Genomic DNA, 26,211 nt, shown 5'->3' on the forward strand with positions numbered 1-26,211 from the left:
CCAACACAAACCTGAGTCGGGACGACGGCCCACCTCTGGCGTCCAACCCATCTCCCGATCAATCGGCACACCACCACCCAAGGAGACGACACATGCAGAGCAGTCCTGAGAACACCACCATCACCGACTGGATTGCCGCGACCAACGCACATGATCCGACCGGTTACCTGGCGTTCTTTGCCGCCGATGCCGTCCTCGACGATCCCTCGGTTGGGGACGTCTTCGAGGGGCATGCAGGGATCGGCGAATACTTTCGGTCTTACTTCATCGGATACAACACCCAGACCCGTCTAATCAGCACCGAGCCGCGCGACGGCTACCTCCACGTCGAGGTCGAGTTCACCGGCACATTTCCTGAGCGGCGTATCGGCGGGATCTTCGACATCACCCTGACAGCCGACCATCTGATCCAGCACGTGAGGGCCGACCTGCGCCGGTAGGCGCGAGCGTGTCGTCTGCGCTCCCCGCGTTGTCCGGGCTGCGGCCGGCGGCCCGGACAACGCGGGATCCTCTGCCCTCAGAGGTCGGTGATGAGCGTGCCCTCGATGGCTGTCGCCAGCTGCCCGTACGCCGAGGCCGGGCTCTGAAAACCCGGCTGGAAGTCACCGGCCGCGACGCGGCTGGCTATCTCGACGGAGCTGTGCTGCGTGAAGGTGTAGCCGGTCGGCGTGCTGATCACCGACCGAGCCACCTCCCCCTGCTGCCCAAACGCCTCGACCAGGGCCGAATAGCGCCCCTGAGCGCGTTCCTCGGGCGTGGGCCCGCTCGCGTCGTCGTCGACGGAGGGAAAGCCCGCGTCGGTGCGCATGTAAACGCGAATGTTTCCGATCCCGGTCGAGCGCCGGGCGGTAATCAAGTCGCCCATCGGTGCGAGCGTGTAGTCCTCCTGGCCGTTGCCCAGGTCGAACGTTCGGGCCTCGGGAACCGGCAGTGTGATGAGGTCTCCGGCCTCGCGAACCAGGGCTCCTAGGTCGCCGATTCCCGCCGCGCTAGCGAGCGACCCCCGCGAGAATCCACCAGTGATTCGCAGCGCTATCGCGATGCGGTCAGGGTTGGTGACCCGGGCCGCGGTGTGGACGGCAAGAGAGTCCGTTGGCACGACGTCCCACCCGACTCCGGACATCACCATGACTCCAGCGCGTGCGGCACGGGGTCCCATAGACTCTGCCAAGGCGTACACCGAGAACTCTGCGGTTGTGTCCAGGTAGTGCACGCCCGCGGCTACCGCGGCCCGCATAAGCGGCTCGGCGGTCTCACGAAACGGCCCCGCCACGTTCAAGACGGCGACCACCCCATCCAGTCCCGCGACGGTCTGTTCTGGGTCGAGCAGGTCGAACACTCGGCCAGGTACACCCAGCGAAGCGGCAAGCTTATCGACGCGGTCGTGGCTTCGCCCAGCGACGACGATAGCCAATCCGCGGTCGCGTGCGTGGGCGGCTATGAGCTGGCCGGTATATCCGGTGGCACCGTAGATCAGTACTGGCTTGTTCACTTCTCTTCTTCCCGTGCGATCTTGGGTGTCTTTCTGCCTGTGCCGGCCGTCACGAGCTGTAGCCGCCGTCGACGTCGATAGAGGCTCCGTTGACGAGGGTCGCCGCGTCGCTGGCGAGGTAGGTCACCAGGGAGGCGACCTCACCCACGCGACCGAAGCGCCCAATTGGAATCAGTGAACGCAGCCGGTCTGAGACTGGGCCGTCGGCCGGGTTCGCATCCGTGTTCACCGGTCCGGGCTGGACGTTGTTCACGGTGATCTGCCGAGGCCCGAACTCGCGCGCCAAACCCTGAACCAGACCCGCCACGGCAGCCTTGGTCATGCCGTAGACGGACGTCCCGTCGTCTGGCATGTAGTGCGCGCTGGCACTGCCGATTGTGATGACCCGGCCTCCGGGACGAAGGTGAGGGCTCGCGAACCGAATGAGATCGACCGTGCCGCGAACGTTCACATCGATCATGCGATCAATCGCCGCATCGTCGAGCTCAGCCAGCGGCTTGATGGTTCCACCCCCCGCATTGGCCACCACGATATCTAGGCCAGCCGAGGACGAGACGTCCTCCACGAGGCGGCGCAGCTGATCCCGGTCAGAGCTGTCCACGGCCACTGCACTGGCCCTCCCTCCAGTCTCCTGCACCCGCTTGACCAGCCGCTCGGCGGCCGCGTGCGACGTCGCGTAGGTAAACGTCACGTCCGCGCCTTCGGCCGCCAGATTCTCGACCACAGCGGCGCCGATCCCACGCGCGCCTCCCGTGACCAGTGCGCGCTTCTCCTTGAGCCTGCTTTCCACGAGGAACTCCCATCCATCGACCCCGCAAGGTCTAATGTAACTGCGACTGTTACGTGATAACATATGTAACTGTTGCAGTTACGTCAAACGAGGATGGTGGTCTCACTTATGAGTACGAACAGCCGGATGAGTGTTGCGGTCCACGTCCTGGCATGGATCGCCTACGACCGCCGTGGGACCGACAAGGAGGTCGGCACGTCAGAACGAATCGCCACCAGCGTGAACACCAACGCCGTGGTGATCCGCCGGACACTCGGACAACTCAAGACCGCAGGCCTCGTGGAAGGAAGCCGTGGACGATCGGGCGGCTGGCAGCTCGCACGCGACGCGGCGACCATCACCCTCTTAGACGTCTACCGCGCAGTGGGAGAGGGCGAAATCTTTGCCCTCCCATCCGCGCCACCTGACCCCGAGTGCTACGTGGGCTACGGCATCCACGACGTGTTGACCAAGACCTACCGCGACGCGCAGCGCGCATTGTGCGAGGAACTGGAGAAAGTCACAGTCGCGGACGTGCTCCACAACGCGCTCGCGCTATACATAACCCGCTCCGGCCACTGAGACCGGGCGGATAACGGAAGCACGGCAAGGACAAGAAGAATGACAGACAGCACTCAGCAGGTGGACACTCACGACGAGGCCGAGATCAAGTCAGTGATCCTCGACTACGTCGAGGCGCTCGACGGTCGGGACTTCGACCGGATCGCCAGCGTGTTCACGGACACCGCAGAACTCGAGAACACCTTCGAGGCATACATCCCGGGCGCTGACGCGTTCACTGGGGTGCTCGCCCGCGGCGCGCACGCCATCGCGGAGTCTGTCGGCGGCCTCATGGGGCGGATCGACGCGACCCAACACTTCTTGGGCGCCATGTGGTTCGACCTCACCGACGACGGCGTACGAACGCGTACGCAGGTCATCGCCCATCACCATCGTGGCGGGGGCCATTACCACACCGGCGGTACATACACGGACTACTTCGTTCGAACCAAGGACGGCTGGCGCATCCGTCGCCGCGAACTGCACACGGTCTGGACTACCGGCGACGCAAGCGTGGTCTCAGGGGCCTAGTCGGACCAGGGTCCGGGTCTGATGAAGGCGAAGAACATCTAGCATCGGCGCGCATGCGTACGCATCACTATCCGAGAGCCGGGCGCGTCTCGTCAGTGCGCTGGAAGACATAGCCAACACAGAAGCTCCGCGCCGAATTGGCCCTATTCGCAAGTTCTTGCATGGCGTAGCCCGAGCACGCTGCAAATGGCGCCAAGACTCCGAGGGCAACTAGCGCGCCGGGTCCCCCGATCAGTCCGCCAAAAGCTTGGCCTTGGCAGTCTGGAACTCGGAGTTAGTGATGAGCCCTCGCGCCTTGAGGTCACCGAGCCGAGCCAATTCGTCGGGCAAACTTGAACGCCTTGGGCCTGCCGCATCGTTCGCCTCGACAGTGCCGCCGGACTCAACGTACTTTTGAACCCTTGCGGAGACCGCGGCGAGAAGTCTGGTTACGTTCTTGGCCTCAGGTCCGCGCGCGGTCAGGTTCGCCTTCATGTTGGCGCCCCCGGAGACCTGTATGGACGAACCCGACGGCTCGGGCGTCACAGATAGGGACAGCGTCGCACCCCATGAAAAGCCGCTCATCGGCGTACCGACGCGGACGGCTTTTCCGAAATCGTCCTTCGCTTTGAGCGTGAATCGCACGTCCCGTACCGCTTCCACGAGAGCGGCATAGGCGACATCAGGCGATACCGGATAGAAGCGACGGTCATCGAGTTGACTCACCCGCTCAGCGTGCCCTGCGTGTACGCCGAATCAACTCCCGCCTCGGTGGCTTACCGAATAATGAGGACCCAACAAATGAGGTCACGTCCCTAATCAGACGACCGACGGCCACCGCACCGTGAGTACGACCGAGTCATCGAACGCCTGCCAAGAATGAGGTGTGCCCGGCCCGAAAACCACGAAGTCGCCCTCTCGCTTCATCTCTTGCTCACCATCCGGCAGACGCACAGCGAAGTGACCTCGGAGGAGCATGACCATCGTCGTACGGACTTCCTCCTCGGCGACAGTCCACTCGTGACGCTCCTCCCCCGCTTGGTGCGTGCCCCACTTGATTTCGACGTCGGTCGAGTGCAGCGGGCTGGACTCAGGGTCGATGAAGTGGCCGATGAGCCAGCCGCGGCGCTCTGCGCCGTCGTCGTACGCGTTGCCGGACGCGGTGAAGGTCTACGCGCACGCCGTGGACGGCCAAGGCCCAGCCGCGATGAAGCGCATCGAGGATGCCCTCAACGACGAGAAGTAGCATCCAAACAGCCAGGGCTCCGGGCGCACACCGTGCACTCGGAGCCCTGGACATTGGTAGGCCGTGTCGGGCTCGAACCGACGACCCGAAGATTAAAAGTCTCCTGCTCTACCAACTGAGCTAACGGCCCAAGGACAGTCTGCCGCAAGGCTCAGCGCGAGGACCAACCCGGGCGACACCGGACACATCCCCTCTACTCGGACTCGCCAACTTCCCCCCACTTCGCGGCTGACTGCGCCGGCGGACCCCATGGGTCTGTCGGTCCCCAGCTCGGCTGGTTCCAAGGGTCCGGTTCACCCTCTTCGCTCGCTTCTTCGACATAACCGGCACCAGCCGACGTCGTCGAGGCAAACTCGACATGCCACTCGGCTCGCGCAACGAGTTCATCGAACGTGAGCACCTCCGGCTCGTTGAGGTTGCGCCTGAACAACTCGAAGCTCCGAACCTTGTCCCGGACAGGACCACCGCTCGCGCCAGTCAACTGGTCGAGTAATCCCACGATCACGAAGCATCGCGGCCGAACGAGGAATGTTCCAGACGTGAGTAGCTCGCCCTCATCAGTCTGGTCTTGCAGATAGTCACCAACTTCCTGACACGCTCGATGCACGGTCTGCTGCACCTGCACGACCGCACCCGCCAACTCCGGGGACGGACTCCAGCATCCCGGTCGGTACTCCTTCTTCAGAAGGTCTGTGCGGTGGTGCTTGATCTCGGCGAACACCAAGGACTGAATAACCCCCGTAGTCCTCATCAGGGCATCCGCTCGTTTGCCTGCGTTGGTGAAACTCGGGCCTACGACAGTCTGTTCAAGGCGGCCATCGTCCCAGGAAGTGAGGATTTGTCCTCCGAGTCCAACCCCGAGGATCCAGGGATTCTCTTCCAACAACTGCTGCCAAGCCTTCTCAGGGCCTCCGGCGTCAGCCGCAGCCGCGTCGAAAGCCACGGGCTCGTCAAGCCACCGGCGCATCATCGCTGCAACCTCGCGACGTCGCTGGAGCGCAATAACGTCGTCGGCATTCGCATCTGATTCGATCAGGTCACGGAATCGTTCCGGCTCACCTGAATACATCCTCTCCACCGCCCAAGGGTCCTCAAAGACATCCCGAAGCAACTGGTCGTCGACATGGACGGTGGTCTCCCCCTCGATCGGAATATCGTCGACTGCCCGCAACAGGTCGATCAGGGACCTGGCTTGCGTTCGGTTCAGATCAAGGACTCTCTCTAACTTGGTCTCGTCCCCATTGGCGGGCACCCTCTGGATGCGCAGTCGTCGGACCGCTCCCTGTGACCGTGCGATCTGCAACTGCAGTTGCTTGCGCCCTCCATGCGTCTCAAGCACCACGTGGTTCGTCCATTCCCAGCCTTCGCTGTCCTTGGCCTCGACCTCGTCGAACACGCGGTAGATGTAGCGCGATGGATGCCCAACGTCCTGTCCGATCGCCGCTGTGAAACTCCTGCTCACGTACGTGCGTGTCGTCAGCCGACCCCGGGCGTAGGTGACCTCGTTGGCCTCGGCGAAGTCCTCGAACCGGGTAGTCGGCATACCAACAAGTCTGCCCCGCGAGCTGGCCGAGCAGGGACGGTTTGGCGACCCGACGTACCCATTCTGAGGGAGGGCGTGAGGTGTGCACGCCGCAGTAGCGTGCTCGCATGACTTACAAGGGATGGCCTCGCGATCGATCGACCGGACCCGGCGGAGGTCTAAGCACAGGTCCCGGCGGAGGTCTGAGCACCGGGCCCGGCGGTGGAGCATCGACGGGCCCGGGTGGCGGTCTAAGCACTGGCCCCGGAGGAGGCCTCTCAACAGGCCCGGGTGGCGGCCTTAGCACCGGCCCCGGAGGAGGCCTCTCAACAGGCCCGGGTGGCGGTCTAAGCACCGGCACACGAGCAACATCCCGCCCCTAGAGACGTTCATCCCGATCCTTCGGCAACGGGGCTACGACTGGGCAGCAGACCTGCTGGCGAAGGCACATGGCCTCTCGTCGTAGTGCTCACCGTCCAGACCCGCCCTGCCCTTCGGACAGCGTCGGCGGGGCACGGCTCGGCTCCCTCGGAGCATTTGTCGACCGAATCTTAGGGGAGAAATAGGGGACAGTCAGCCGTAGAACGCCATCGAACACCAGAGCGAGTCGGACAGAATCAAAGGCATTGCGACCTGGAATAACATGACCAGATGGCGCTGTCACCACTCACAACGGAGCGCCCCGTAGAAAGGATTAAAAGTCCACTGCTCTACCAACTGAGCTAACGGCCCGCCGGGAGTCTACCGGAGCAGGCGCCTGCTCCTATTCGCGGTCGTCGGACGGCGTTGGCGACCCGCCTCGCTCGCTGATGATCCGCTCGCAACGCTCGGCGGCGGCGGTCCCGGTCAGGGCGTGCTCGAGCAGGAGCTCGGCCCAGCGCTCGTAGCGGGCGACCTCCACGGGGTCGGCGATCTCGAGGTCGCCGGCACTGGTCTCGAGGGTGACGACCCGGTCGCGCTGGTCCCAGCCGTGCTGGACCAGCACGGGGAAGCTCTCGAAGGGGACGATCCCGATGGTCGCCTCGGTGGTGGTCGCCAGCTTGGCGACGTGCTCGATCTGGGCACGCATGATGTCCGGCGAGCCAACCAGGTGATGGAGCGCCGCCTCACCGACCAGGATGGTGATCGACCGGCCCGCCTCGTAGAGGATCGCCGACCGCCGCAGTCGCGCGGCGATCATGCCGGCGATCTCCTCCGGGTCGGCGTCCTGATCACGCGAGCCGGCCAGGGCGAGCAGGGCACGGGCGTAGTCGGGGGTCTGCAGCAGCTCGGGCACGCTGTGGGGCTGGAAGCTGGTGAGCACCTTCGCGGCCACCTCCGTCGCCGCGAAGATCTCCTGCTGCTGCTCCGCGCCGCCGGTCGGGTGCGCGTCGCGCAGCGCCGTCTGCTCCAGGTCGGCACGGGACCACAGCGCGAGCAGCATGTCGCGGTCGGCGCCCACAGCGGCGGCCCAGGCACGCACCTCGTCCTCGGAGACCCACTGGCGGCCGGACTCGATCTTGGACACCTTCGGCTGCGACCAGCCACCGCCCAGCACGTCGGCGAGACCAGCACCGGTCAGGCCGGCGGCGCGGCGGACCTCCCGGAGCGCCTCGGTGAGTGCTTCACGGGCTCGACGGTTGGCGCGGGACACAACGACCTCCTTCGACGGACCTGACGAGCCCCATCGTGTCGCATGGGCATACTTCACGTCCAGATGCACATCATGATTGGCAGATTCAAGATATTATGCTCTACTGATGTCGGGGTCGCCGTCGAGAGGAAGGCAGGACCGATGAGCATCCGACACAACCGGCCCGGGCGACCACGTCTCGTCCCCTCACAGACCACGGCGCCGCCCCGCGAGCAGGTGCTGCACGCGGCGGCGCAGCTGTTCGTGACCCGAGGTTTCGCAGCCACCTCGACCCGGGAGATCGCCGAGAAGGTGGGGATCAGGCAGGCCTCCCTCTACTACCACTTCGCAGGGAAGGACGAGATCCTCGCCGAGCTCCTCGAGCGCTCCGTGCGTCCCACCATGGATCGGATCGAGCAGGTCGAGCAGCTCACCGCCGCCGACGGCCCGGAGGTGACGCTCTACCTGCTCGCCGTCATCGACGTCCGCACGCTCGCCGAGGCCCCGGACAACATCGGCGCCCTGGCGACTCATCCGGACGTGGCCAGCAGCGAGGCCTTCGACGCCTTCCGCAGCACCCGCGCCGAGCTCGCCTCCGCCTACGCCCGCATCGCCGCCCGAGTCGCCTCGCCCGGGGTAGCCGCGACCACCGGGGCGCGCCACCTCGGCGAGATGCTCATCCACCTGGTCGAGGTCACCACCTCCATGCGAAGCATCGGCCTGCCGATCGACGAAACCGCTGCCGACGCCATCGCTTCCACCTGCCTACGCGCCTGCGGCATTTCCGAGAGTCACATCGTCGCTGCAGCAGCGTCCGCAGCACCCCTCCTCGACGAGCTCCCGCCGTCGACCGAGGCTCACTCCCGGACGGCCTCGCCATAGGCGCCGACGAAGCGCTCGAGCAGCTCGAGGAACTTCTCGGACTCACCGCCGAGCGCGGCCAGCCCGTCGGCATAGGCGCCGAGCGCTCGCGCAGAGGCCGACTCATAGATCGCCAACCCCACCTCGGTCGGCTCGATCAGTCGCGCCGAGCGGCCCGGCTCGGAGAACCTCCGCAGGTGACCGGCGGCGAGCGCCGCATTGACCTGCCGGTTCACGGTGGACTGCTCGAGGTTGAGCCCCTCGGCGATCTCCCGGAGCGTGCGCGGCCGACCGTCGGAGAGGAACCACAGCAGCCGGCCGTCGGCGTGGTTGAGCGCGCTACGGTCCTCGGCCAGCCGTCGGTGCACCTCGAGCCGACCGACCAGCGAGGCGACCCGGCGGTCCGGGGACAGGTCGGGGCTGACCGGCTTGAAGATCGGGTCGTCGGACGAAGGTGTTGTGGACGGCATCACATCTCCGGGCGCTGTCGCTGAGACCACATGATGTGTACCATACATAAGTCAATATGTAGATTACACATCAGGGGTATGTCTTGAGTTCCTCCTCCCCCGCCGACGAGCCCACCGTGCGCTCGACGAGTGGCGCCGTGGCCGTCATCGTGGTGCTCTGCTTCGGCAGCCTCTGCGCCGCACTGATGCAGTCGCTGGTCATCCCGATCCAGAGCGAGCTCCCCGAGCTGCTCTCCACCACCGCCAGCACCTCCTCCTGGGTGGTCACCGCGACGCTGCTCGGTGCCGGTGTGACGATGCCGGTCACCGGCCGTCTCGCCGACCTCTACGGCAAGAAGCCCGTGCTGGTGATCTCCGGCATCGTGCTCGTCCTCGGGTCCCTCATCGTGGCGCTCTCCGACGCCGTCGGTCCGGTGCTCGTCGGCCGCGTGCTCCAGGGCATGGCGATGGGTTACATCCCGGTCGCGATCAGCCTCGTCCGTGAGATCGCGCCCGAACACCTGCGCAACACCGCGATCGCCGGCGTCAGCGCCACCCTCGGGGTCGGCGGAGCGCTCGGCCTGCCGTTGGCCGCCTGGATCGCCCAGGACTTCGACTGGCACGCCCTCTTCTGGGTCTCCGCGGTGCTCGCCCTCGTCGTCACCGTGCTGACCGCGGCGGTCGTCCCGCACGTACGCGACGCCCACCCCGGCCGCCTCGACCTCGTCGGTGCGCTCGGCCTCGCCCTCGGTCTGGTCGGCGTGCTGGTCGGCGTCTCCAAGGGCAACGACTGGGGCTGGGACGAGCCGCAGACCCTCGGCATGATCGTCGGCGGCGTCGTGGTGCTGCTGCTCTGGGGCTGGTACGAGCTGCGTCACGACGACCCGCTCGTCGACCTGCGCACCTCTGCCTGCAGACCGGTGCTGCTCACCAACATCGCGGCGGTGCTGATCGGCTTCGGGATGATGGCGCAGTCCATCGTGGTCCCACAGCTGCTGCAGATGCCCGAGGCCACCGGCTACGGCCTGGGCCAGACCATCTTCCAGGCCGGCATGTGGATGGCGCCGGCCGGGCTGATGATGATGCTCTTCACCCCGGTCTCCTCGCGCCTGCTGACCCGCCTGGGCGGTCGCGGCACGATGGCGATCGGGGCGGTCGTGCTGGCCGGCGGCTACGTCGTCGCGGTCTTCCTGATGGACGCCCCGTGGCAGCTCATGCTCGCCTCGTGCGTCGCCTCGGCCGGTGTCGGGATCGGCTACGCCGCGATGCCCACGCTCATCCTCGGCAACGTCCCGCAGGCCGAGGCCGCCGCGAGCGTCGGGCTCAACAGCCTGATGCGCTCGATGGGCACCACGGTCGCCGGCGCGGTCATGGCCATCGTGCTGACCAGCCGCACCACCGTGCTGGCTCCGGGCATGCCCGAGATCCCGACGGCCGGGGCCTTCCAGCTCTGCTTCGTGATCGGGGCGCTCGCGGCCGGTGTCGGCGCGCTGATCGTGCTGCTCATCCCGCGGCCGCGGCAGACGTCCGGCGGCCAGGTCGCGGACGAGGCTGTGCTCGCCGGGTCCCGATGAACCGAGACGGGCCCCGACCTGCAGCTGCTGGTCGGGGCCCGTTGTCGTGATGCCTCAGTGGGTGCCGGTGATCCGGTCGAGCGCGCCCGGGGTGTAGGGCGAGCTGGACTCCAGGTAGGACGAGAAGGCGTCGATGTCGAGGCCGCCGTAGTAGGGGTCGGTGCCCCGGGTGAAGGCCTCGAAGGCGTCGCCGCCGCCCTGCAGGAAGTTGTTGGTCACGACCCGGTAGGAGGCCGACTTGTCGATCGGCTCACCGTTGAGCATGACCGAGCCCTCCACCGGACCCGAGGAGCTGATCTCGTAGGAGAAGCCCTCGGAGACCTGCAGGATCTTGTGGGATCCCGCGTTGGCGCCGGTGACCTGCTGGGTGAGCAGGTCGTAGATGTCCTGACCGGTCATGGTCAGCGAGACCATGAAGTTGTTGAACGGCTGGACGGTGAACGCCTCGTCGTAGGTGACGTCGCCGACGGCCTCGCCGTAGGGCGAGTTGGCCGCGGTCAGGTCGGCCCGGATGCCCCCCGGGTTCATGAACGCGATGACCGGCGCTTCACCGTTGACGACCGTCGACGGGTCGGCCAGCTGGGCGTCGGCGATCAGGTCACCGAGGGCGCTCTCCCCGGAGGCGTTGGCCGTGCGGGTCACGTCGGCGGTGATCGTGCCGAGCACACGGGAGGCGATCGGGGTGACCAGCTCCTTGTAGGTGTTGATCAGCTCGGTCTGCGCCGGCGCCTTGGCCACGTCACGGGTGACGAGCATGTTCGAGCCCCTGACCGAGGAGCGGACGATGTCGCGCTTCTTGAGGTCGTACTTCAGGTTGGTCTCGGTGTAGAGACGGCCGAACGACGAGGCCGAGGTGACCAGGCGGGACTTGCCCTTCGGGTCGGGCACGTCGCACACGTAGGGGTTGTGGGTGTGGCCGGTGACCAGCATGTCGATCTCGGGGTCGAGGTTCTTCGCGATCGGCACGATGGGCGAGTCGGGAACCAGCTCGCCGCCACGCTCACAGGTGTAGTCGTAGGTCGCGTTGACCTCGTGGACGGTGCCGGTGGCCGGGTCGGTCCACTTCTCCTTCGGCAGGTTGGCACCCTCGTGGATCAGGGTGACGATCGCCTTGACGCCCTTGCTCTTCAGCTTGGGCACCAGCGCGTTGGCGGTCTTGACCTCGTCCTTGAAGGAGAGCCCCTTGATGCCCTCGGCGGTGACGATGTCGGGCGTGCCCTCCAGGGTCATCCCGATGAAGCCGATCTTGACGCCGTCGACCTCCTTGATCGCGTACGACGGCAGGATGGTCTTGCGGGTCGCGTCCTCGACCACGTTGGCGGCGAGGATGTCGAAGTCGGCGCCCGCGTACTCGTGAGCCGCGCAGGAGTTCTGGTTGTTCTCCCCGTCGCCGTCGTCGATGCAGCCGCCGTCGGCGATGCGCTGCAGCTCCTTGTAGCCCTCGTCGAACTCGTGGTTGCCGACCGAGGTGACGTCCAGGCCGAGCTGGTTCATCGCCTCGATGGAGGGCTCGTCGTGGAAGGCGGCCGAGAGCAGCGGCGAGGCGCCGATCAGGTCACCGGCAGCCACGGTGAGGGACCGGTCGTGACCCTTGCGGGCCTCGGCCAGGTGGGAGGCGAGGTATTCGACGCCACCGACGTCGACGGTGTCGTCGACCGGCGCGCCGGTGGCCGGATCGATGTGGTGGTCGGTGACCAGGCGCCCGCTCGAACCCGACGGCGCCTCGAGGTTGCCGTGGAAGTCGTTGAACGAGAGCAGCTGGACATCGACGAGGTGCTTCCCCGGCTTGGCGGAGGCGGTCGCGACCGGAGTGGCGACTGCGGCGGCCGCGAGAGCGACGGCGGCAACGGCCACTACGGGGCGAAGTCTGCGGAGGTTACGAGGCATTGCTGTGGGCTCCCCATCTCGGTGATCGACGAAGGGAACAATGCCCCTTCGGGTTGTGATTGTGAAGAGGTAATCGGGTTACCGCTGCCGAATCGTCATCAACCGTTGATGAGCCTCGATCTTGGTAAAGTTCCGGACGTCTCAGCCGAAGAACTCCGCCACGTCCACCGCGCCACCGGCCTCCTCGAACTCCTGGCGGACCGTCTCCCGCAGGCTCGCGTCCGAGAGGTAGTCGGCAGCGACCCCGGCGAGGCCGTACGCCGCGTCGACGAGCACCTCGTCGGCGTACGGCGTGACCGCGGCAGCGGCGAACTCGCGGCTGTGCAGGGACACGTCGGGCTCGGCGATCTTGACCATCGCGTGCAGGCCCGGGACGCGGAAGGAGACGTTGCCGAAGTCGGTGGAGCCGGCGAGCAGGTCGGGGACGACGCCGGGAGCGAGGACGGTGTGGTTGCGCTCCTGGTAGCGCCGGTTCCAGACCTGGGCGAGCCCGGAGTTGTTGCGGATCGGCAGGTAGACCGGCGACTCGTCCCAGCTGAACTCGACGCCGCAGCCGGTCATCAGCGCCGCACCCATCGCCATCTCCTCGAGCCGCTGGGAGAGGATCTTGAGCGTCTCGGGGTAGGCGGAGCGTACGTAGAACTCGAGCGAGGCGCGCTCCGGGATCACGTTGGGTCGCAGCCCGCCCTCGGTGAAGACCGCGTGCACCCGGTCGGTCGGCGGCATCTGCTGCCGGTTGAGCGCGACGCCGGTGTAGAGCAGGTTGGCCGCGTCCAGGGCGTTGCGGCCCATGAACGGCTGGATCGAGGCGTGCGCCGGCACGCCGATGTAGCTCACCTTCAGCTGGCGGCGGCCGAGGAAGACCGGCTCGGAGTTGTCGTAGGTGAACGGGTGGATCATGATCGCCGCGTCGACGCCGTCGAAGGCGCCCTTCTGCGCCATCAGCTCCTTGCCGCCACCGCCCTCCTCGGCGGGGGTGCCGAGCCAGATCACCCGGCCGCCGATGCGGTCGATCACGCTCGCGATCGCCAGGAAGGCACCCACGCCGACCGTCGCGATCAGGTTGTGGCCGCAGCCGTGGCCGATGCCGGGGAGCGCGTCGTACTCCGACAGCACCGCGATCGTCGGCCCCTCCTTCGCGCCGCCGGCGGAGGCGTAGAGCGCGGTCGGGAGGCCGTACGCGCCCCGGGCGACCTCGAAACCGTGCGCCTCGACGAACTCGGCGAGGCCGGCCGCGCTGCGGTGCTCCTCGAAGCTCGTCTCGGGGTGCTCGGCGAGGTCGTGCGAGACCGCGACCAGCTCCGGTCCGAGGTCGGCGAGCTTGTCGCGGATCGCATCCAGGATGCCGCGAGGCGCGCCCGCCGAGCTCGACTCGGTCGCCTTCGTGTGGAGCGCCTTGGCGTCGGTCTCGTCGCGGAGCTGGTTGACCAGGAACGGGTTCGGCTGCTGCGGCGTGCTCATGTCGCCCGAGGCTATCGGTGACACGTCACCGATCGCTGAGGGCCCAGCCGTCGGCGACGATGCGCGCCTCGTCGGAGCGCCGACCGGAGTCGAACAACGTACGCCTCCCCTGGCTCACCACGATGCCGTCGACGAAGATCCCGCGGCCCTGTGAGGACCCGTCGGTCTCGTAGGTCCACCGGACCGTGGTGGTGCCCTCGGGCAGCTCGGCCGCGCCGCGCAGCCACCGGCGCCCGCCGTAGCCGTCGACGACGCCGCCGCTCTCCCAGCGGTACCCGCCACCGTGCAGCGTCGCCGGCAGCGCAGTGAAGGTGGTGCCGTCGGTGGAGCACTGCAGCCGGCCGTAGTCGAAGTCGGGCTCGGTGTCGAACCAGTAGTCGAAGGTGAGCTTCGCGCCCGCGGTCGCCGGCAGCGGCACGTCGAGCGTGGCCGTCTTCGAGTTGGCCCGCCCCGAGAACCACGACGTACGTCCCTTGGCGGCTCGGACGGCCGAGGCCATGCCGATCGCGTCGGAGACGGCTCGGCGGGAGGGGTTGTTGCTGCCCCAGTCACGGCTGGGGTGGACGCGGTTGGTCATCAGCACGACGAGCTGGTGGCCGATCGGGTCCATCACGATGCTGGTGCCGGTGTAGCCGGTGTGGCCGAAGGAGACCGGCGACCAGATCGGGCCGTGGTACCAGGTCGTGGCGAGCTCCCAGCCGAGGCCGCGGGAGTCTCCGAACTGCTCGCCGGTGTAGTCGCGCAGCGAGAGCCGGACGGTCTCCTCCTTCAGGATCCGGGTGCCGTTGTAGACGCCGCCGTTGAGGAACATCTGGCCGAACCTCGCCATGTCGGCGGCCGTCGAGAAGACCCCCGCGTGCCCGGCGACGCCGCCCAGTGCCCAGGAGTTCTCGTCGTGCACCTCGCCGCGGATCATCGGCCGGCCTGCCCAGGGCTCGTACTCGGTCGCGGCGACCCGGTCGAGCCGGTCGGCGGGCGGGTTGTACATGGTGTCGCGCATGCCCAGCGGGGCGGTCACGTGGTCGTGCACGTAGACGTCGAGCTTCTTCCCCGAGAGCCGCTCGACCATCAGCCCGAGAGTGATCAGGTTGATATCGGAGTAGCGGTAGATCTGCTCGGGCGCGTGCGTCGGCTCGGTGTCCATGATCGCCGCGACGCGCTCCTCGTAGGTGTCGTAGCCCGCCCACAACGACGGCACCGGCCCGGCGAGGAGACCGGATACGTGGGTCAGCAGGTGGCGCACCAGGATCGCGTCCTTGCCGTGCGGCGCGAACTCGGGCAGGTAGGTGACCACCGGCGCCTCGAGGTCGACCCGGCCCTGCTCCATCAGCTGGAGGATCGCGGTCGTGGTGAAGAGCTTCGACATCGAGGCGACGTCCCACATGGTGTCCAGCTGTGCGTCGACCTGCTGGTCGGCGGGCAGCTCGACGACGGTGGTGCCGTCCAGGCCGTACTTGAGCGCCTTGCCCACGCTCTCGTGGGCCACGATCACGCCGTCCTTGACCGCGATCGCGGTCGCCCCGGCGTACAGCGGGTGGTCGGGGTTCTCCGGTGTCGGCTCGAGGAACCGGGTCAGCTCGGTGCGGATCGTGGCGATCTGCGCCGGGTCGAGACCCACCTGGCGGGCATGCCCCGGACGTAGGACGGTCCGCGGGGTGAAGGTGAGCTCGTCCGGCGTGACCGTCGGCGGCTTGCCGGCCAGGGCGGCGAGCGTCCTGGCCGCTGCCGACTTCGTCGGGTCCTCCGGCGTGGAGGCCACCGCGGCACCACCGAGCAGGGTCATCGCGACCCCGCCGATCGTGCCGCCGAGCAGCGTACGGCGAGAGGTCAGAAGCATGTCCGAGGTGGGGGTCATGCTCCGATACTGCCGCTTTGGAACCTCGTTGGGTAGAGGAATGAAAATTTCTTTCACCAACGAGATCGGAACGCGCTCAGAGGGTCGGCCAGTGCTCCGCCCACGGCTTCGCCTGCTCCAGCTGAGCGGCGACCTGCAGCAGCAGCGCGTCGTCGCCGAGCTGCCCGGAGAGCTGGATCCCGAGCGGCAGCCCGGCGGCGGTCCGGTGGGTCGGCACCGAGATCGCGGGCCGCCCGGTCAGGTTCGCGAGCTGGGTGTAGGGCACCCAGCCGAGGTTCTCGTCCACGAGCTGGTCGATCATCCCGGTCGCCCGCATCACCCGGCCGCCGTGCACCTTCGAGAGCACCCGCGCGGCGGTCTGCAGCGCCTTGGGCGTGGTGAGCTGACCGACCTTCAGGGGCGGCTTGGCCAGCGTCGGCGTGAGCAGCAGGTCGTACGTCTCGTGGAACTCGCTCAGTCGCCGCACGTGGTTGCGCCGGTTGAGGTGGGCCAGCTCGAGCGCCACCACTCCCCCGGCCCGGCCGAGCTCGGCCACGGCGAGGGTGTCGGCCTCGAAGTCGGCGTCCTTCGCCCCGACCCGGAGCCTGGTCTCGGCGACCTCGGCGGCCGCGGACGCGAACCAGATGGTCAGGAAGTCGCGGCCGAGCTCGGCGGCGTCGTAGGGCGCCTCGACCTCCTCGACCTCGTGGCCGAGCGCCTCAAGCAGCTTGGCCGCGTCCTCGACGGCGGCGACCGCCTCCGGGTCGGGGTCGACGATGGAGGAGGCGGAGGTGACCCCGATGCGGAGCTTGCGCGGCTCCGTGGCGATCGCCTCGGTGAAGCCGGTCGACGGGCGCGGGGCGTGGAGCATGGCCAGCGACTCGTCGCCGATGAGCGCGTCGTAGAGACCGGCCGCGTCGCGTACGGTCCGGGTGACCACGCCCTGGACGACGAAGCCGTTGGAGGCGTCCAGGGTCTGCGGGCCCAGCGGCAGCAGGCCGCGGGTGGTCTTCAGCCCGACCAGCCCGTTGCAGGCGGCCGGGATGCGGATCGAGCCGCCGCCGTCGTTGGCGCCGGCGGCCGGGACGATCCCGGCCGCGACCGCGGCTCCGGAGCCGCCCGAGGAGCCACCCGGCGTGTGGTCGGGGTTCCACGGGTTGCGGGCGGGGCCGAACAGCTCGGGCTCGGTGATCCCCTTCGACCCGAACTCCGGGGTGTTGGTCTTGCCGAAGATCACCAGGCCGGCGTCCAGCGCGCTGCGCGTGAAGTAGGAGTGCTCCTCGGCGACGTCGTCGACGAGCGCGCGGGAGCCGTAGGTGGTCGGATGACCCTGGTACTCCTGCGCCAGGTCCTTCACCAGGAACGGCACCCCCGCGAACGGCCCGCTCAGGCTGTCGTCGGCGGCCTGGGCCTCGGCCTCCGGGATGTCGGCGACGATCGCGTTGATGCGCGGGTTCACCGCCTCGGCCCGCTCTCGTGCCGCGGCCAGCACCTCGGCCGCGGTCACCTCCTTGTCGGCGACCAGCTTCGCCAGCCCGGTAGCGTCGTACCTCAGATACTCATCGACCCGCATGGGCGCAGGTTAGCGTCCCTCAGTCCATCCGTGGGCTGACTCCCGGACCGACGTCGAGACCGGCGAAGTAGAAGACCGTCAGGACGAGCAGCCAGGCGACCCAGAACGGGACCACGAACGGCAGGGTGCGCGAGATCAGGGTGCCGAGACCTGCTGCCGGCTCGTACTTCCTGATCATCATCAGCACGACGAACATGTAGGGGTTCATCGGCGTGATCACCTGGGTCGCGCTGTCGCCGATGCGGAACGCGGCCTGGGTGAAGCCGGGCTCGAAGCCGATCAGCGCGAACATCGGGACGAAGACCGCGCCCATGATCGTGTACATCGAGGAGCCGCTGATGATGAACAGGTTCAGGAACGAGCACAGGATGATGAATCCGATGATCACCGGGAAGCCGGTCAGCCCGGTCGACTGCAGCCCGTCGGCACCGACCTTGGCCAACGCGGGGCCGACGTTGGACCAGTTGAAGAGCGCGATGAACTGGCCGAGCATGAACGCCAGCACCAGGAACGGCGCCATCTCCTTGATGCCCTGACCCATCACCTTCGGTACGTCGGCCGCCGTCTTCAGGGTGCCCGCGGCGAAGCCGTAGACGATGCCAGGCACCAGGAAGAGCACGAACGTGATGAACACGGTCGAGCTCATCAGCGGCGACTCCGGCAGGAAGTTGCCGTCCTCGTTGCGCCACGGCGATCCCTGCGGCAGCACCGCCAGGACCATCGCGACGGCCAGCACCGTGCCGGCCACGACGGCGACCCGGAGTGCCTTGCGCTCCTTCGGCGTGAGCTCGGCGTCCAGCGGCTGGCGGTTGCTCCGCAGGGCGGTGGCGACCTCGTCGTCCTTGGTCTCGAAGCGGTCGTCGGTCTCGATCTCGACCTCGTCGGTCGGTACGTTCTGGCGCAGCATCCGGGGCTCGAGGATCCGGTCGATGACGAAGCCCGCGACCAGGGCGAGCACGATCGCCGAGGCGACGTTGAAGTAGTAGTTGGAGACCGGGGTCACCGCCGCGCCCGGGTCCGGCAGCGTGGCGGTCACCGAGCTGGTGATCCCGGAGAAGAGCGCGTCCAGGCTGGTCACGACGAGGCTGGTCGAGTAGCCGGCACCGGCTGCCGCGAAGCCGCCGACGAGCCCCGCCATCGGGTGCCTGCCGGCCGCTTTGAACACCGCTGCGGCCAGCGGCGGGATGACGATCATCGACGCGTCGGCCATCACGCTCGCGGTGACGCCGACGACGCCGAGGGCGTAGGGCAGCAGCCACCGCGGCGCGGAGGCGAGGGTCAGCCGGATCAGGGCCGCCAGCAGGCCGGTGCGCTCGGCGACGGTCACCGCGAGCAGGATCGTCACCACCGTCAGCAGCGGCGGGAAGCCGATGAAGTTGGCGCCGAGGTTGACCGTCAGCCAGGTCAGCCCCTCGGCGGTGAAGAGACCGTGAATGACGAGCGCCTCGTCGGCGCCCGGCAGGGTGACCTCGGCGTCCATGAGCGCCAGGACGGTCGAGACCACCCCGACCACCAGGAACAGGATCAGGAACAGGATGAACGGGTCCGGCAGCCTGTTGCCGGTCCTCTCGACCCAGGCGAGCAGCCGGTCGCCTCGCGTCGGTGCGTTAGGTTCGGTGGTTGCGGACATGCGGATCTCCTACCGAGACGGAGCGTGGGGGTCGCCTGCAACGACGAAGGCTCCGCGACGGTAGCAAACCCGAGGCCGCGGCCCGGGTAAATTCTCGCGCCGCGGCTCAGTCGCCCGGTGGTCGAGCTTGTCGAGACCACCGAACCCATGACAACCACCTCGTTTCCGGAAGGACGAGGCGACCCGAGAATCTGCTCTGCGGAAGATCTGCTCAGTTGAAGATCTGCCGGTAGTCACCCTCGACCCGCGCGCGCTTCCACAGGTCGATGGCGTCACCGGTGCCCGCGGCGTACTCGTCGATCCTGGCCAGCTCCTCGCCGGTGAACTCCGGCGCGGCGAGGGCTCCGACACAGTCGGTGACCTGCTCGGGACGGGAGGCCCCGATGACCACCGAGGTCATCCGCGGGTCGCGCAGGGCCCAGGCGAGCGCCATCTGGGCGAGCGTCTGGCCACGTTCGGCCGCGAGCGAGTTGAGCGACTCGATCGCGCTCAGCACCTCGGGGGTGATGGTCGAGGTCGCCAGCGACTTCCCCTGGTTCGCCTTGGAGCCTTCCGGGACGCCACCGAGGTACTTGTCGGTCAGCAGACCCTGCGCAAGCGGTGAGAACGAGATGGCGCCGGCGCCGACCTCGTCGAGGGTGTCCAGCAGCCCGTCGGTCTCCAGCCAGCGGTTGAGGATCGAGTAGGAGGGCTGGTGGATCAGCATCGGCGTGCCGAGCTCGCGCAGGATCGCGGCCGCCTCGCGGGTCAGCGCCGAGGAGTAGGAGCTGAGCCCGACGTAGAGCGCCTTGCCGGAGCGCACGATGTGGTCGAGCGCGCCCATGGTCTCCTCCAGCGGGGTGCTGGGGTCGGGCCGGTGGTGGTAGAAGATGTCGACGTAGTCGAGCCCCATCCGCTTCAGCGACTGGTCGAGGCTGGAGATCAGGTACTTCCGCGAGCCACCGATCTTGCCGTACGGCCCCGGCCACATGTCCCAGCCGGCCTTGGTCGAGATCACCAGCTCGTCGCGCAGCCCTTGGAAGTCGCCACGGAGATGCCGGCCGAAGTTCTCCTCCGCCGAGCCGTAAGGCGGACCGTAGTTGTTGGCCAGGTCGAAGTGGGTGATGCCCGCGTCGAAGGCCGTACGCAGGATCGACCGCTGCCGCTCGAACGGCAGGTCGTCACCGAAGTTGTGCCACAGCCCGAGGCTGACCGCGGGCAGATCGAGACCGCTGCGTCCCGTACGCCGGTACTCCATCGAGTCGTAGCGCGACTCCGCCGGCGCGTAGCTCATGCCTGGTTCCCCTTCCCGGCGCGCAGCGCCACCTTGATCATCGGCCACTGCAGCGGCAGCCGCGCCAGCGTGCCCGCGAAGAACCCCGCTGCCTTGGCGGTGCGCTTCCGGTTGGCCCGCCTGCCCGCGTCGACGCTCATCTGCACGTTGGCCGGGAAGACCCCTGCCAACAGCGCAGCGCTCGCCAGCCCGGCGATCCGGCGGGTCCTCGGGTGCAGCAGCCCCAGCCCGCAGACGATCTCAGCGACCCCCGAGACCTCGACCACCTTGCGCGCGTCCGGCAGCTGCGGCGGCACGATCGGCTCGAAGACCTGGGGCTTCACGAGATGGAGCGTCCCCGAGCCGAGGAACAGTGCGGCCAAGCCGGCCAGCGGGAGATCGAGCGATGAAGATTTCTTGGTCACGGGCACGACTCTTTCACAAGGGGCAAAGCGTGTTTCGTGACGGTCACGAGCCGTCGCGCGCCCCGCTCAGCGCCGCTCCCACCGAGCGCCCTGCCCGCAAGTTGGCGGTGAACGTCCGGATGTCCTCGACCAGCCCCGGGCGGGCGCCGTCGGCGGGGACTTGTCGCTCGACGGTCTCGGCGACGTCCGCCAAGGTGTCCTCGACGAGCGACTCTGCATCCCGGAGGTGCCACGAGGCGATCTCCGCGACCAGATCGGCGCTGGTGAGGGCCGCATGCTGATAGACCCCGTCGACCGCCAGCGCCAGCTCACCGTCGTTGGGCAGATGCCGCTGCGGCACGACATCGTACGCAGGCGCAAGCTCCACCGACCCGTCCTGATGGTGAAGCAGAGAGATGTTCTTGGCGTGCATGTCGAGGTTGCCGACGGCTGCGGCCAGCACCGTCATCTTCGCCAGCCTGCGCAACGATGCGGAATCACCGAGCGCACCGAGCTCCGCGGCGATCCTCCGCAGCGAGACCCGGCCGCCGTACTTCTGGTACTTCTGGTCGCCGCGCGCACCCAACACCTGGTTGAAGTCCTCCTGGTGGACCCGGCTCGGGAGACCGTCGAGCCGTCGCCGGCGATCGTACCGCTCGATCACCAGCGCCGGCGTCCCGGCGAACTCCTCGATGTACGTCTCATAGCTGGTCAGCCCCATCGCCTGCGCGATCCGCGCGCCGTACTCCTCGTCGAAGACCATCGACGGGAAGTCGGAGGTGACCGGCTTGAGGATGTGGGTCGACGGATACCCGTCGAGCGCGCGGTGCCAGCCCTCCGCGTTCCGGACCAGCACGATCTTGTCCTGGACACCCGCCAGTGACGTCTTGCCACCGGCCGGTTTGTTGGCCAGCGGGAAGGTGCTGACCTCGTGCAGGAGGTCGGCGACACCCTGCTCTCCGACCGGCTCGAGCCTCGGGGTTCTCGGCTCGCCGGGCATGTCGGGGTCCCAGATCTGGAGCGCGCCGGCGACGTCGCGGCCGTAGACGCGAAGCAGTCCGATCACGTCGCGCTCACTGACGCGGATCATCGCGGCGAGCCTCGACAGCATCCGTCCTTCCGGCAGCATCTCCGCGAAGAAGTTCTGCCGCCGCGGTTTGCGCCCGCGCGGTGCGACAGGAGCCAGCGGGACGGCCAGCGACAGGACCGTGCTGTCTAGGCCGTACGTCTCGATCGCCTCAGGTGCGGCCACGAAGTCGTAGGTCGCGCTCGATCCGCTGAGCCGACCGACCGGCTCGCCGTAGAGCTCGACGACGAGATCACTCATCGTCGTTCCTGGGGTCGATCGTCGCGGTCAGCTCCGTGCCGGTCTCCCGCATCAGCGCGAAGAGACGCTCCACGAAGATCGACGGCTTGCCCGCCTCGATCTCCCAGATGTAGCGCTGGGTCGTCCCGATCCTCGCGGCGAGCTCACGCTGGCTCCACCCGTTGAGCAGCCGCGCCTGCTGCAGGATTCGGCCCAGCGACTCGGGACTGGTGACCTTTCCTGTGTACGGCATGAAACCACCTCCACGACTACGATAACGTATTCATGCCGGTTGACTACGAAATCGTAGTCCTCCGTGCTGACTACGTTTTCGTAGTCGCGAGGGACTATCGCGGAATCACGATGATGCAAAGGGCGAGGCGCACCAGGAACGCCTCACCCTCCACTGGGTCGCAGAGCGGATCAGCTCGCCGCTTCCCGCTCGGCGAGCTTCGTCAGGCAGATGTCGACGATCATGTCCTCCTGCCCACCGACGAGGCCACGGCGGCCGCACTCCATGAGGATGTCGCGGGTGTCGACACCGTAGCGGGCGGAGGCGTTCTCGGCGTGGCGGAGGAAGGACGAGTAGACACCCGCGTAGCCCATCGTCAACGTCTCGCGGTCGACGCGGACGGGGCGGTCCTGGAGGGGGCGGACGATGTCGTCGGCGGCGTCCTGGAGCTTGAACAGGTCGCAGTTGTGCTTGAAGTCGGACAGGTTCGCGACGGCGATGAACGCCTCGATCGGGCAGTTGCCGGCGCCGGCGCCGTGGCCGGCCAGGGAGGCGTCGACCCGGTAGACGCCGTTCTCGACAGCGACGACCGAGTTGGCCACGGACAGCGAGAGGTTCTCGTGGGCGTGGATGCCGATCTCGGTCTCGTCGTGCAGTACGTCGCGGTAGGCCCGGGCGCGGTCGCGGACATCGTTCATCGTCAGCCGGCCGCCGGAGTCGGTGATGTAGACGCAGTGGGCGCCGTAGGACTCCATCAGCTTCGCCTGCTCGGCGAGCTGCTCCGGCGGGGCCATGTGGGAGAGCATCAGGAAGCCGGAGACGTCCATCCCCCTCTCCCGGGCCGCCGCGATGTGCTGGGCCGAGACGTCGGCCTCGGTGCAGTGGGTCGCGACGCGGACGGAGCGTACGCCGAGGTCGTAGGCACGACGCAGGTCGTCGATGGTGCCGACGCCGGGGAGCAGGAGCGTGGTCAGCTTGGCGTTCTTGATGACCGAGGCGGCCGCTTCGATCCACTCCCAGTCGGAGTTGGAGCCGGGGCCGTAGTTGACCGAGCCGCCGGTCAGGCCGTCGCCGTGGGCCACCTCGATGGCGTCGACGCCGGCCTCGTCGGCGGCGATCACGATCCGCTTGACGTCCTCGGGCGTGATCCGGTGGCGTACGGCATGCATGCCGTCGCGCAGCGAGACTTCCTGGACATAGATGGGCGTGCTCATCGTCGGTTCTCCTTCGCCGCGGCGATCCGTTCGGCCATCTGCAGCGCGGCCGAGGTCATGATGTCGAGGTTGCCTGCGTACGCAGGCAGGTAGTGCGCAGCGCCCTCGACCTCGAGGAACACCGACACCTGATGGGTCGGGCGCGCGGTCTCACCCTCGGCCAGCAGCGTCTCCACCGGCTGGTCGTCGGGGATCGGGTGGACCTGCACCTTCTGCTTGAGCCGGTAGCCGGGGACGTACGCAGCGACGTCGCCGACCATCTTCTCGACCGACTCGGTGATCTCGGCGGTCAGCTCCTCCTCCGAGCGCGACCCGCCCTCGACCAGCGCGAAGACGGTGTCTCGCATGATCAGCGGCGGCTCGGCCGGGTTGAGGATGATGATGGCCTTGCCGCGCTTGGCGCCGCCGACCTGCACGATCGCCGCCGAGGTGGTCTCGGTGAACTCGTCGATGTTGGCCCGGGTGCCGGGGCCGGCCGAGCGCGAGGAGATCGAGGCGACGATCTCGCCGTAGGCGACCGGCACGACCCGCGCGATCGCGGCGACGATCGGGATGGTCGCCTGCCCGCCGCAGGTCACCATGTTCACGTTGGGTGCGTCGATGTGCTCGTCGATGTTGACGGCCGGGATGACGTACGGCCCGATCGCGGCCGGGGTGAGGTCGATCAGACGCTTGCCGTAGGGCTCCAGCGCTGCCGCGTTGGCGACGTGGGCCTTGGCCGAGGTCGCGTCGAAGACGATCTCGATGTCGTCGAACCCGGGCAGGCCGATCAGACCCTCAACCCCCTCGGCGGTCGTGGCGAAACCGAACCGCTCCGCACGGGCGAGGCCGTCGGAGGCCGGGTCGATCCCGACCATCGCGCCCATCTCCAGATGCTGGGAGGTACGCATCACCTTGATCATCAGGTCGGTGCCGATGTTGCCCGACCCGATGATCGCCACCTTGGTCTTACTCATGGAGGTCACTTCCCTACGGTGAAGGTCACCGAGCCGAGGCCCGACACGGTGGAACGAACGGTGTTGCCCGGGGCGACCGGCCGCATCGGGCCGAGCGCACCGGAGAGGATGAGCTGGCCGGCGCGCAGCGGCTCGCCGAAGTCGCGGGCGTAGCGGGCGAGCCACTGGACCGCGTTGACCGGGTCGCCGAGGCAGGCTTCGCCGGTGCCGGTCGAGACCTCCTCGTCGTCGATCGACATCGACATGGTCACCTCGCGCGGCTCGAACTCGTCGAGCCGGCGACGCTCGGTGCCGAGCACGTAGGCGCCCGCGGAGGCGTTGTCGGCAACCGTGTCGCCGAAGGAGATCTTCCAGTCCGCGATCCGGCTGCCGCAGATCTCGATCGCCGCCACCGCGTAGTCGATGGCCTCCCGGACCTGGTCGTAGCCGAGGTCGCCGTCGGCGAGGTCGGCCGCGAGGACGAAGGCGATCTCTGCCTCGGCCCGCGGCTGCAGGATCGCGTCGGCGGCGATCATGTCGCCCGATGCGTACGCCATGTCGTCGAAGAGCACGCCGAAGTCGGGCGTGTCCACGCCTATCTGCTCCTGGACGGCCTTGGAGGTGAGTCCGATCTTGCGGCCCACGATCGTCGCACCGGCGTCGACCCGGGCGGCGGTCAGCCGCTCCTGGATCGCGTACGCCGACTTCAGGTCGGTCGCGTCGAGCAGGTCCCGCATCGGCGCGACGGGTGTGCCCGTGGCAGCGGCGGTCAGCAGCCGGTCGACGGCAGCCACCACCGCGGGCGGGGAGGTCACTTCGTTCATGTGCCCACGGTCTCAGCAGCTGGGCCCAACCCGGGTGGCTCGCGTCCCGCTGACCGGTACGGTGAACCCATGCCACCGCACCCGTCCGCCGATCTCGACACCGTGCTCGGCAAGGCGGTGACCATCCTGCGTGCCTTCACGGTCGACGACCAGGTGCTCCCCCTGGCCGAGCTCGTCCGCCGCACCGAGCTCCCGAAGGCGACCGTCCACCGGGTCGCCGGCGACCTGGTCACCAACCGTCTGCTCGACCGCACCGACCTCGGCTACCGCCTCTCCGGCGGCCTCTTCGAGCTCGGCATGCGCGCCTCCGTCGAACGCTCGCTGATGGAGCTGGCGATGCCGTTCCTGCAGGACCTCTACGAGCGCACCCACGAGACCGTCCACCTCGGCGTGCGCGAAGGTCACGACGTCGTCTACGTCGCCAAGATCGGTGGCCACCGTCAAGCCAAGTCGCCCTCGCGGCCGGGCGGACGGATGCCGGTCCACTGCACCGCGATCGGCAAGATCCTGCTCGCCTTCTCCGACGCCGAGGTGCAGCAGGAGCTGCTCAGCAGCCCGCTCGAACGACGTACGCCGCACACGATCGTCGCGCCCGGGCTCCTCGAGCGCCAGCTCGCCACTGCGCTGGAGACCGGCGTCGCCTTCGAGCGCGAGGAGTCGGCCGTCGGCCTCCAGTGCGTCGCCGCCCCGGTGCTCGGCGACGGCGAGCGTGCCCTGGCCGCGATCAGCATCACCGGCCCCGTCGGCCGCTTCAAGCCCGAGGCCTTCGTGACCCCGGTCCGGGCCGCCGCCCAGGGCCTCTCCAGCCTGGTGAGCCGCCGCCGCTCGCTCTCCCGCTGATCCGATCTTCGGATTCCGGTCGGTGTCCTGTGGAGGTAGCCGCCGAAACGGCAACCGCGTCAGCCGAAACGGCACTTGCGTCGGCCGAAACGGCAGTCGCGTCGGCCGAGACGGCAAGTACGCCGACCGAAACGGCAGTTGCGTCGGCCGAGACGGCAGTTGCGTCCGCCGAGACGGCAGTCGCGTCGGCCGAGACGGCAGTCGCGTCGGTCGAGACGGCAAG

Annotated in this window: 25 protein-coding genes and 1 tRNA gene; 7 read left to right on the forward strand and 19 right to left on the reverse strand. The window is 68.0% G+C overall.

The window, feature by feature from the left end; genetic code table 11:
• Positions 1-92 precede the first annotated feature (92 nt).
• The gene (locus tag IEY81_RS12790; protein WP_189118862.1) at positions 93-440 is read left to right on the forward strand and encodes a YybH family protein; all 348 of its coding nucleotides are present in this window, start codon (positions 93-95) and stop codon (positions 438-440) included.
• 77 nt (positions 441-517) lie between these two features.
• Here IEY81_RS12790 and IEY81_RS12795 read toward each other — a convergent pair whose 3' ends face one another.
• On the reverse strand, positions 518-1,492 hold the full coding sequence (locus tag IEY81_RS12795; protein WP_189118863.1) for a saccharopine dehydrogenase family protein: 975 nt from the start codon (positions 1,490-1,492) through the stop codon (positions 518-520).
• Between the two features lie 49 nt (positions 1,493-1,541).
• On the reverse strand, positions 1,542-2,282 hold the full coding sequence (locus tag IEY81_RS12800) for an SDR family NAD(P)-dependent oxidoreductase (RefSeq protein WP_189118864.1): 741 nt from the start codon (positions 2,280-2,282) through the stop codon (positions 1,542-1,544).
• A 108-nt stretch (positions 2,283-2,390) separates the two neighbouring features.
• On the opposite strand from IEY81_RS12800, the gene IEY81_RS12805 reads away from it, so the two are divergent.
• Both IEY81_RS12805 and IEY81_RS12810 read left to right on the forward strand, forming a co-directional pair.
• On the forward strand, positions 2,391-2,843 hold the full coding sequence (locus IEY81_RS12805) for an Rrf2 family transcriptional regulator (RefSeq protein ID WP_189118865.1): 453 nt from the start codon (positions 2,391-2,393) through the stop codon (positions 2,841-2,843).
• A gap of 60 nt (positions 2,844-2,903) precedes the next feature.
• Positions 2,904-3,353: a nuclear transport factor 2 family protein gene (locus tag IEY81_RS12810; RefSeq protein WP_189118866.1), complete on the forward strand. Its 450-nt coding sequence runs from the start codon at positions 2,904-2,906 to the stop codon at positions 3,351-3,353.
• Between the two features lie 231 nt (positions 3,354-3,584).
• Here IEY81_RS12810 and IEY81_RS12815 read toward each other — a convergent pair whose 3' ends face one another.
• Complete coding sequence (locus IEY81_RS12815) at positions 3,585-4,058, reverse strand: SHOCT domain-containing protein (RefSeq protein WP_229787802.1); 474 nt, start codon at positions 4,056-4,058, stop codon at positions 3,585-3,587.
• Positions 4,059-4,431: 373 nt separating this feature from the next.
• On the opposite strand from IEY81_RS12815, the gene IEY81_RS12820 reads away from it, so the two are divergent.
• On the forward strand, positions 4,432-4,578 hold the full coding sequence (locus tag IEY81_RS12820; RefSeq protein WP_189118867.1) for a hypothetical protein: 147 nt from the start codon (positions 4,432-4,434) through the stop codon (positions 4,576-4,578).
• A 54-nt stretch (positions 4,579-4,632) separates the two neighbouring features.
• Here the strand turns inward: IEY81_RS12820 and IEY81_RS12825 are convergent.
• The 3 genes from IEY81_RS12825 to IEY81_RS12835 all read right to left on the reverse strand — a co-directional run bounded on the left by IEY81_RS12825 (position 4,633) and on the right by IEY81_RS12835 (position 7,733).
• Positions 4,633-4,708 (reverse strand) — tRNA-Lys (locus tag IEY81_RS12825).
• Positions 4,709-4,771: 63 nt separating this feature from the next.
• Complete coding sequence (locus IEY81_RS12830) at positions 4,772-6,121, reverse strand: Shedu immune nuclease family protein (protein WP_189118868.1); 1,350 nt, start codon at positions 6,119-6,121, stop codon at positions 4,772-4,774.
• Between the two features lie 742 nt (positions 6,122-6,863).
• Entirely contained in the window at positions 6,864-7,733 is an 870-nt protein-coding gene (locus IEY81_RS12835) for a helix-turn-helix domain-containing protein (RefSeq protein ID WP_189118869.1), read from the reverse strand.
• A gap of 141 nt (positions 7,734-7,874) precedes the next feature.
• On the opposite strand from IEY81_RS12835, the gene IEY81_RS12840 reads away from it, so the two are divergent.
• Positions 7,875-8,594 (forward strand): TetR/AcrR family transcriptional regulator, encoded by a 720-nt coding sequence (locus IEY81_RS12840; RefSeq protein ID WP_189118870.1) that lies wholly within the window; start codon positions 7,875-7,877, stop codon positions 8,592-8,594.
• On the opposite strand, the gene IEY81_RS12845 is transcribed toward IEY81_RS12840, so the two are convergent.
• A complete protein-coding gene (locus IEY81_RS12845; RefSeq protein ID WP_189118871.1) occupies positions 8,570-9,043 on the reverse strand; it encodes a MarR family winged helix-turn-helix transcriptional regulator in 474 nt (157 codons plus the stop codon). The two genes, IEY81_RS12840 and IEY81_RS12845, sit on opposite strands and share 25 nt — an antisense overlap.
• Positions 9,044-9,126: 83 nt before the next feature.
• On the opposite strand from IEY81_RS12845, the gene IEY81_RS12850 reads away from it, so the two are divergent.
• Positions 9,127-10,596, forward strand: coding sequence for an MFS transporter (locus IEY81_RS12850; protein WP_189118872.1), 1,470 nt, complete (start codon positions 9,127-9,129; stop codon positions 10,594-10,596).
• Positions 10,597-10,650: 54 nt separating this feature from the next.
• On the opposite strand, the gene IEY81_RS12855 is transcribed toward IEY81_RS12850, so the two are convergent.
• From IEY81_RS12855 to IEY81_RS12910, 12 genes are all read right to left on the reverse strand, one after another.
• On the reverse strand, positions 10,651-12,450 hold the full coding sequence (locus IEY81_RS12855) for a bifunctional metallophosphatase/5'-nucleotidase (RefSeq protein WP_189118873.1): 1,800 nt from the start codon (positions 12,448-12,450) through the stop codon (positions 10,651-10,653).
• Between the two features lie 174 nt (positions 12,451-12,624).
• On the reverse strand, positions 12,625-13,944 hold the full coding sequence (locus IEY81_RS12860; RefSeq protein ID WP_189118874.1) for a M20 family metallopeptidase: 1,320 nt from the start codon (positions 13,942-13,944) through the stop codon (positions 12,625-12,627).
• Between the two features lie 25 nt (positions 13,945-13,969).
• Positions 13,970-15,799 carry a serine hydrolase domain-containing protein gene (locus tag IEY81_RS12865; RefSeq protein WP_189118875.1) on the reverse strand — a complete coding sequence of 610 codons (1,830 nt, stop codon included), beginning with the start codon at positions 15,797-15,799 and terminating at the stop codon, positions 13,970-13,972.
• A 76-nt stretch (positions 15,800-15,875) separates the two neighbouring features.
• Positions 15,876-17,351: an amidase gene (locus IEY81_RS12870; RefSeq protein ID WP_189118876.1), complete on the reverse strand. Its 1,476-nt coding sequence runs from the start codon at positions 17,349-17,351 to the stop codon at positions 15,876-15,878.
• A 19-nt stretch (positions 17,352-17,370) separates the two neighbouring features.
• Positions 17,371-18,981 carry an AbgT family transporter gene (locus tag IEY81_RS12875; protein WP_189118877.1) on the reverse strand — a complete coding sequence of 537 codons (1,611 nt, stop codon included), beginning with the start codon at positions 18,979-18,981 and terminating at the stop codon, positions 17,371-17,373.
• A gap of 211 nt (positions 18,982-19,192) precedes the next feature.
• Positions 19,193-20,254 (reverse strand): L-glyceraldehyde 3-phosphate reductase, encoded by a 1,062-nt coding sequence (gene mgrA / locus IEY81_RS12880; RefSeq protein ID WP_189118878.1) that lies wholly within the window; start codon positions 20,252-20,254, stop codon positions 19,193-19,195.
• Complete coding sequence (locus tag IEY81_RS12885; protein WP_189118879.1) at positions 20,251-20,658, reverse strand: DoxX family protein; 408 nt, start codon at positions 20,656-20,658, stop codon at positions 20,251-20,253. Before IEY81_RS12885 ends, mgrA begins: the two co-directional genes overlap by 4 nt.
• Before the next feature lie 43 nt (positions 20,659-20,701).
• Complete coding sequence (locus IEY81_RS12890) at positions 20,702-21,964, reverse strand: type II toxin-antitoxin system HipA family toxin (protein ID WP_189118880.1); 1,263 nt, start codon at positions 21,962-21,964, stop codon at positions 20,702-20,704.
• Positions 21,957-22,196 (reverse strand): helix-turn-helix domain-containing protein, encoded by a 240-nt coding sequence (locus tag IEY81_RS12895; RefSeq protein WP_189118881.1) that lies wholly within the window; start codon positions 22,194-22,196, stop codon positions 21,957-21,959. The genes IEY81_RS12890 and IEY81_RS12895 overlap by 8 nt, the downstream gene beginning before the upstream one ends.
• Positions 22,197-22,366: 170 nt before the next feature.
• A complete protein-coding gene (gene dmpG / locus IEY81_RS12900; protein ID WP_189118882.1) occupies positions 22,367-23,389 on the reverse strand; it encodes a 4-hydroxy-2-oxovalerate aldolase in 1,023 nt (340 codons plus the stop codon).
• Positions 23,386-24,345 (reverse strand): acetaldehyde dehydrogenase (acetylating), encoded by a 960-nt coding sequence (locus IEY81_RS12905; RefSeq protein ID WP_189118883.1) that lies wholly within the window; start codon positions 24,343-24,345, stop codon positions 23,386-23,388. The genes dmpG and IEY81_RS12905 overlap by 4 nt, the downstream gene beginning before the upstream one ends.
• 5 nt (positions 24,346-24,350) lie before the next feature.
• Positions 24,351-25,148 (reverse strand): 2-keto-4-pentenoate hydratase, encoded by a 798-nt coding sequence (locus IEY81_RS12910; RefSeq protein ID WP_189118884.1) that lies wholly within the window; start codon positions 25,146-25,148, stop codon positions 24,351-24,353.
• Positions 25,149-25,217: 69 nt separating this feature from the next.
• Between IEY81_RS12910 and IEY81_RS24470 the strand changes: the two genes are divergently transcribed.
• Positions 25,218-25,988 carry an IclR family transcriptional regulator gene (locus IEY81_RS24470; RefSeq protein WP_189118885.1) on the forward strand — a complete coding sequence of 257 codons (771 nt, stop codon included), beginning with the start codon at positions 25,218-25,220 and terminating at the stop codon, positions 25,986-25,988.
• The last annotated feature ends 223 nt before the right edge of the window (positions 25,989-26,211 follow it).

Source organism: Nocardioides luteus (genome assembly GCF_014648595.1).
GTDB classification, from domain to species: Bacteria; Actinomycetota; Actinomycetes; order Propionibacteriales; family Nocardioidaceae; genus Nocardioides; species Nocardioides luteus.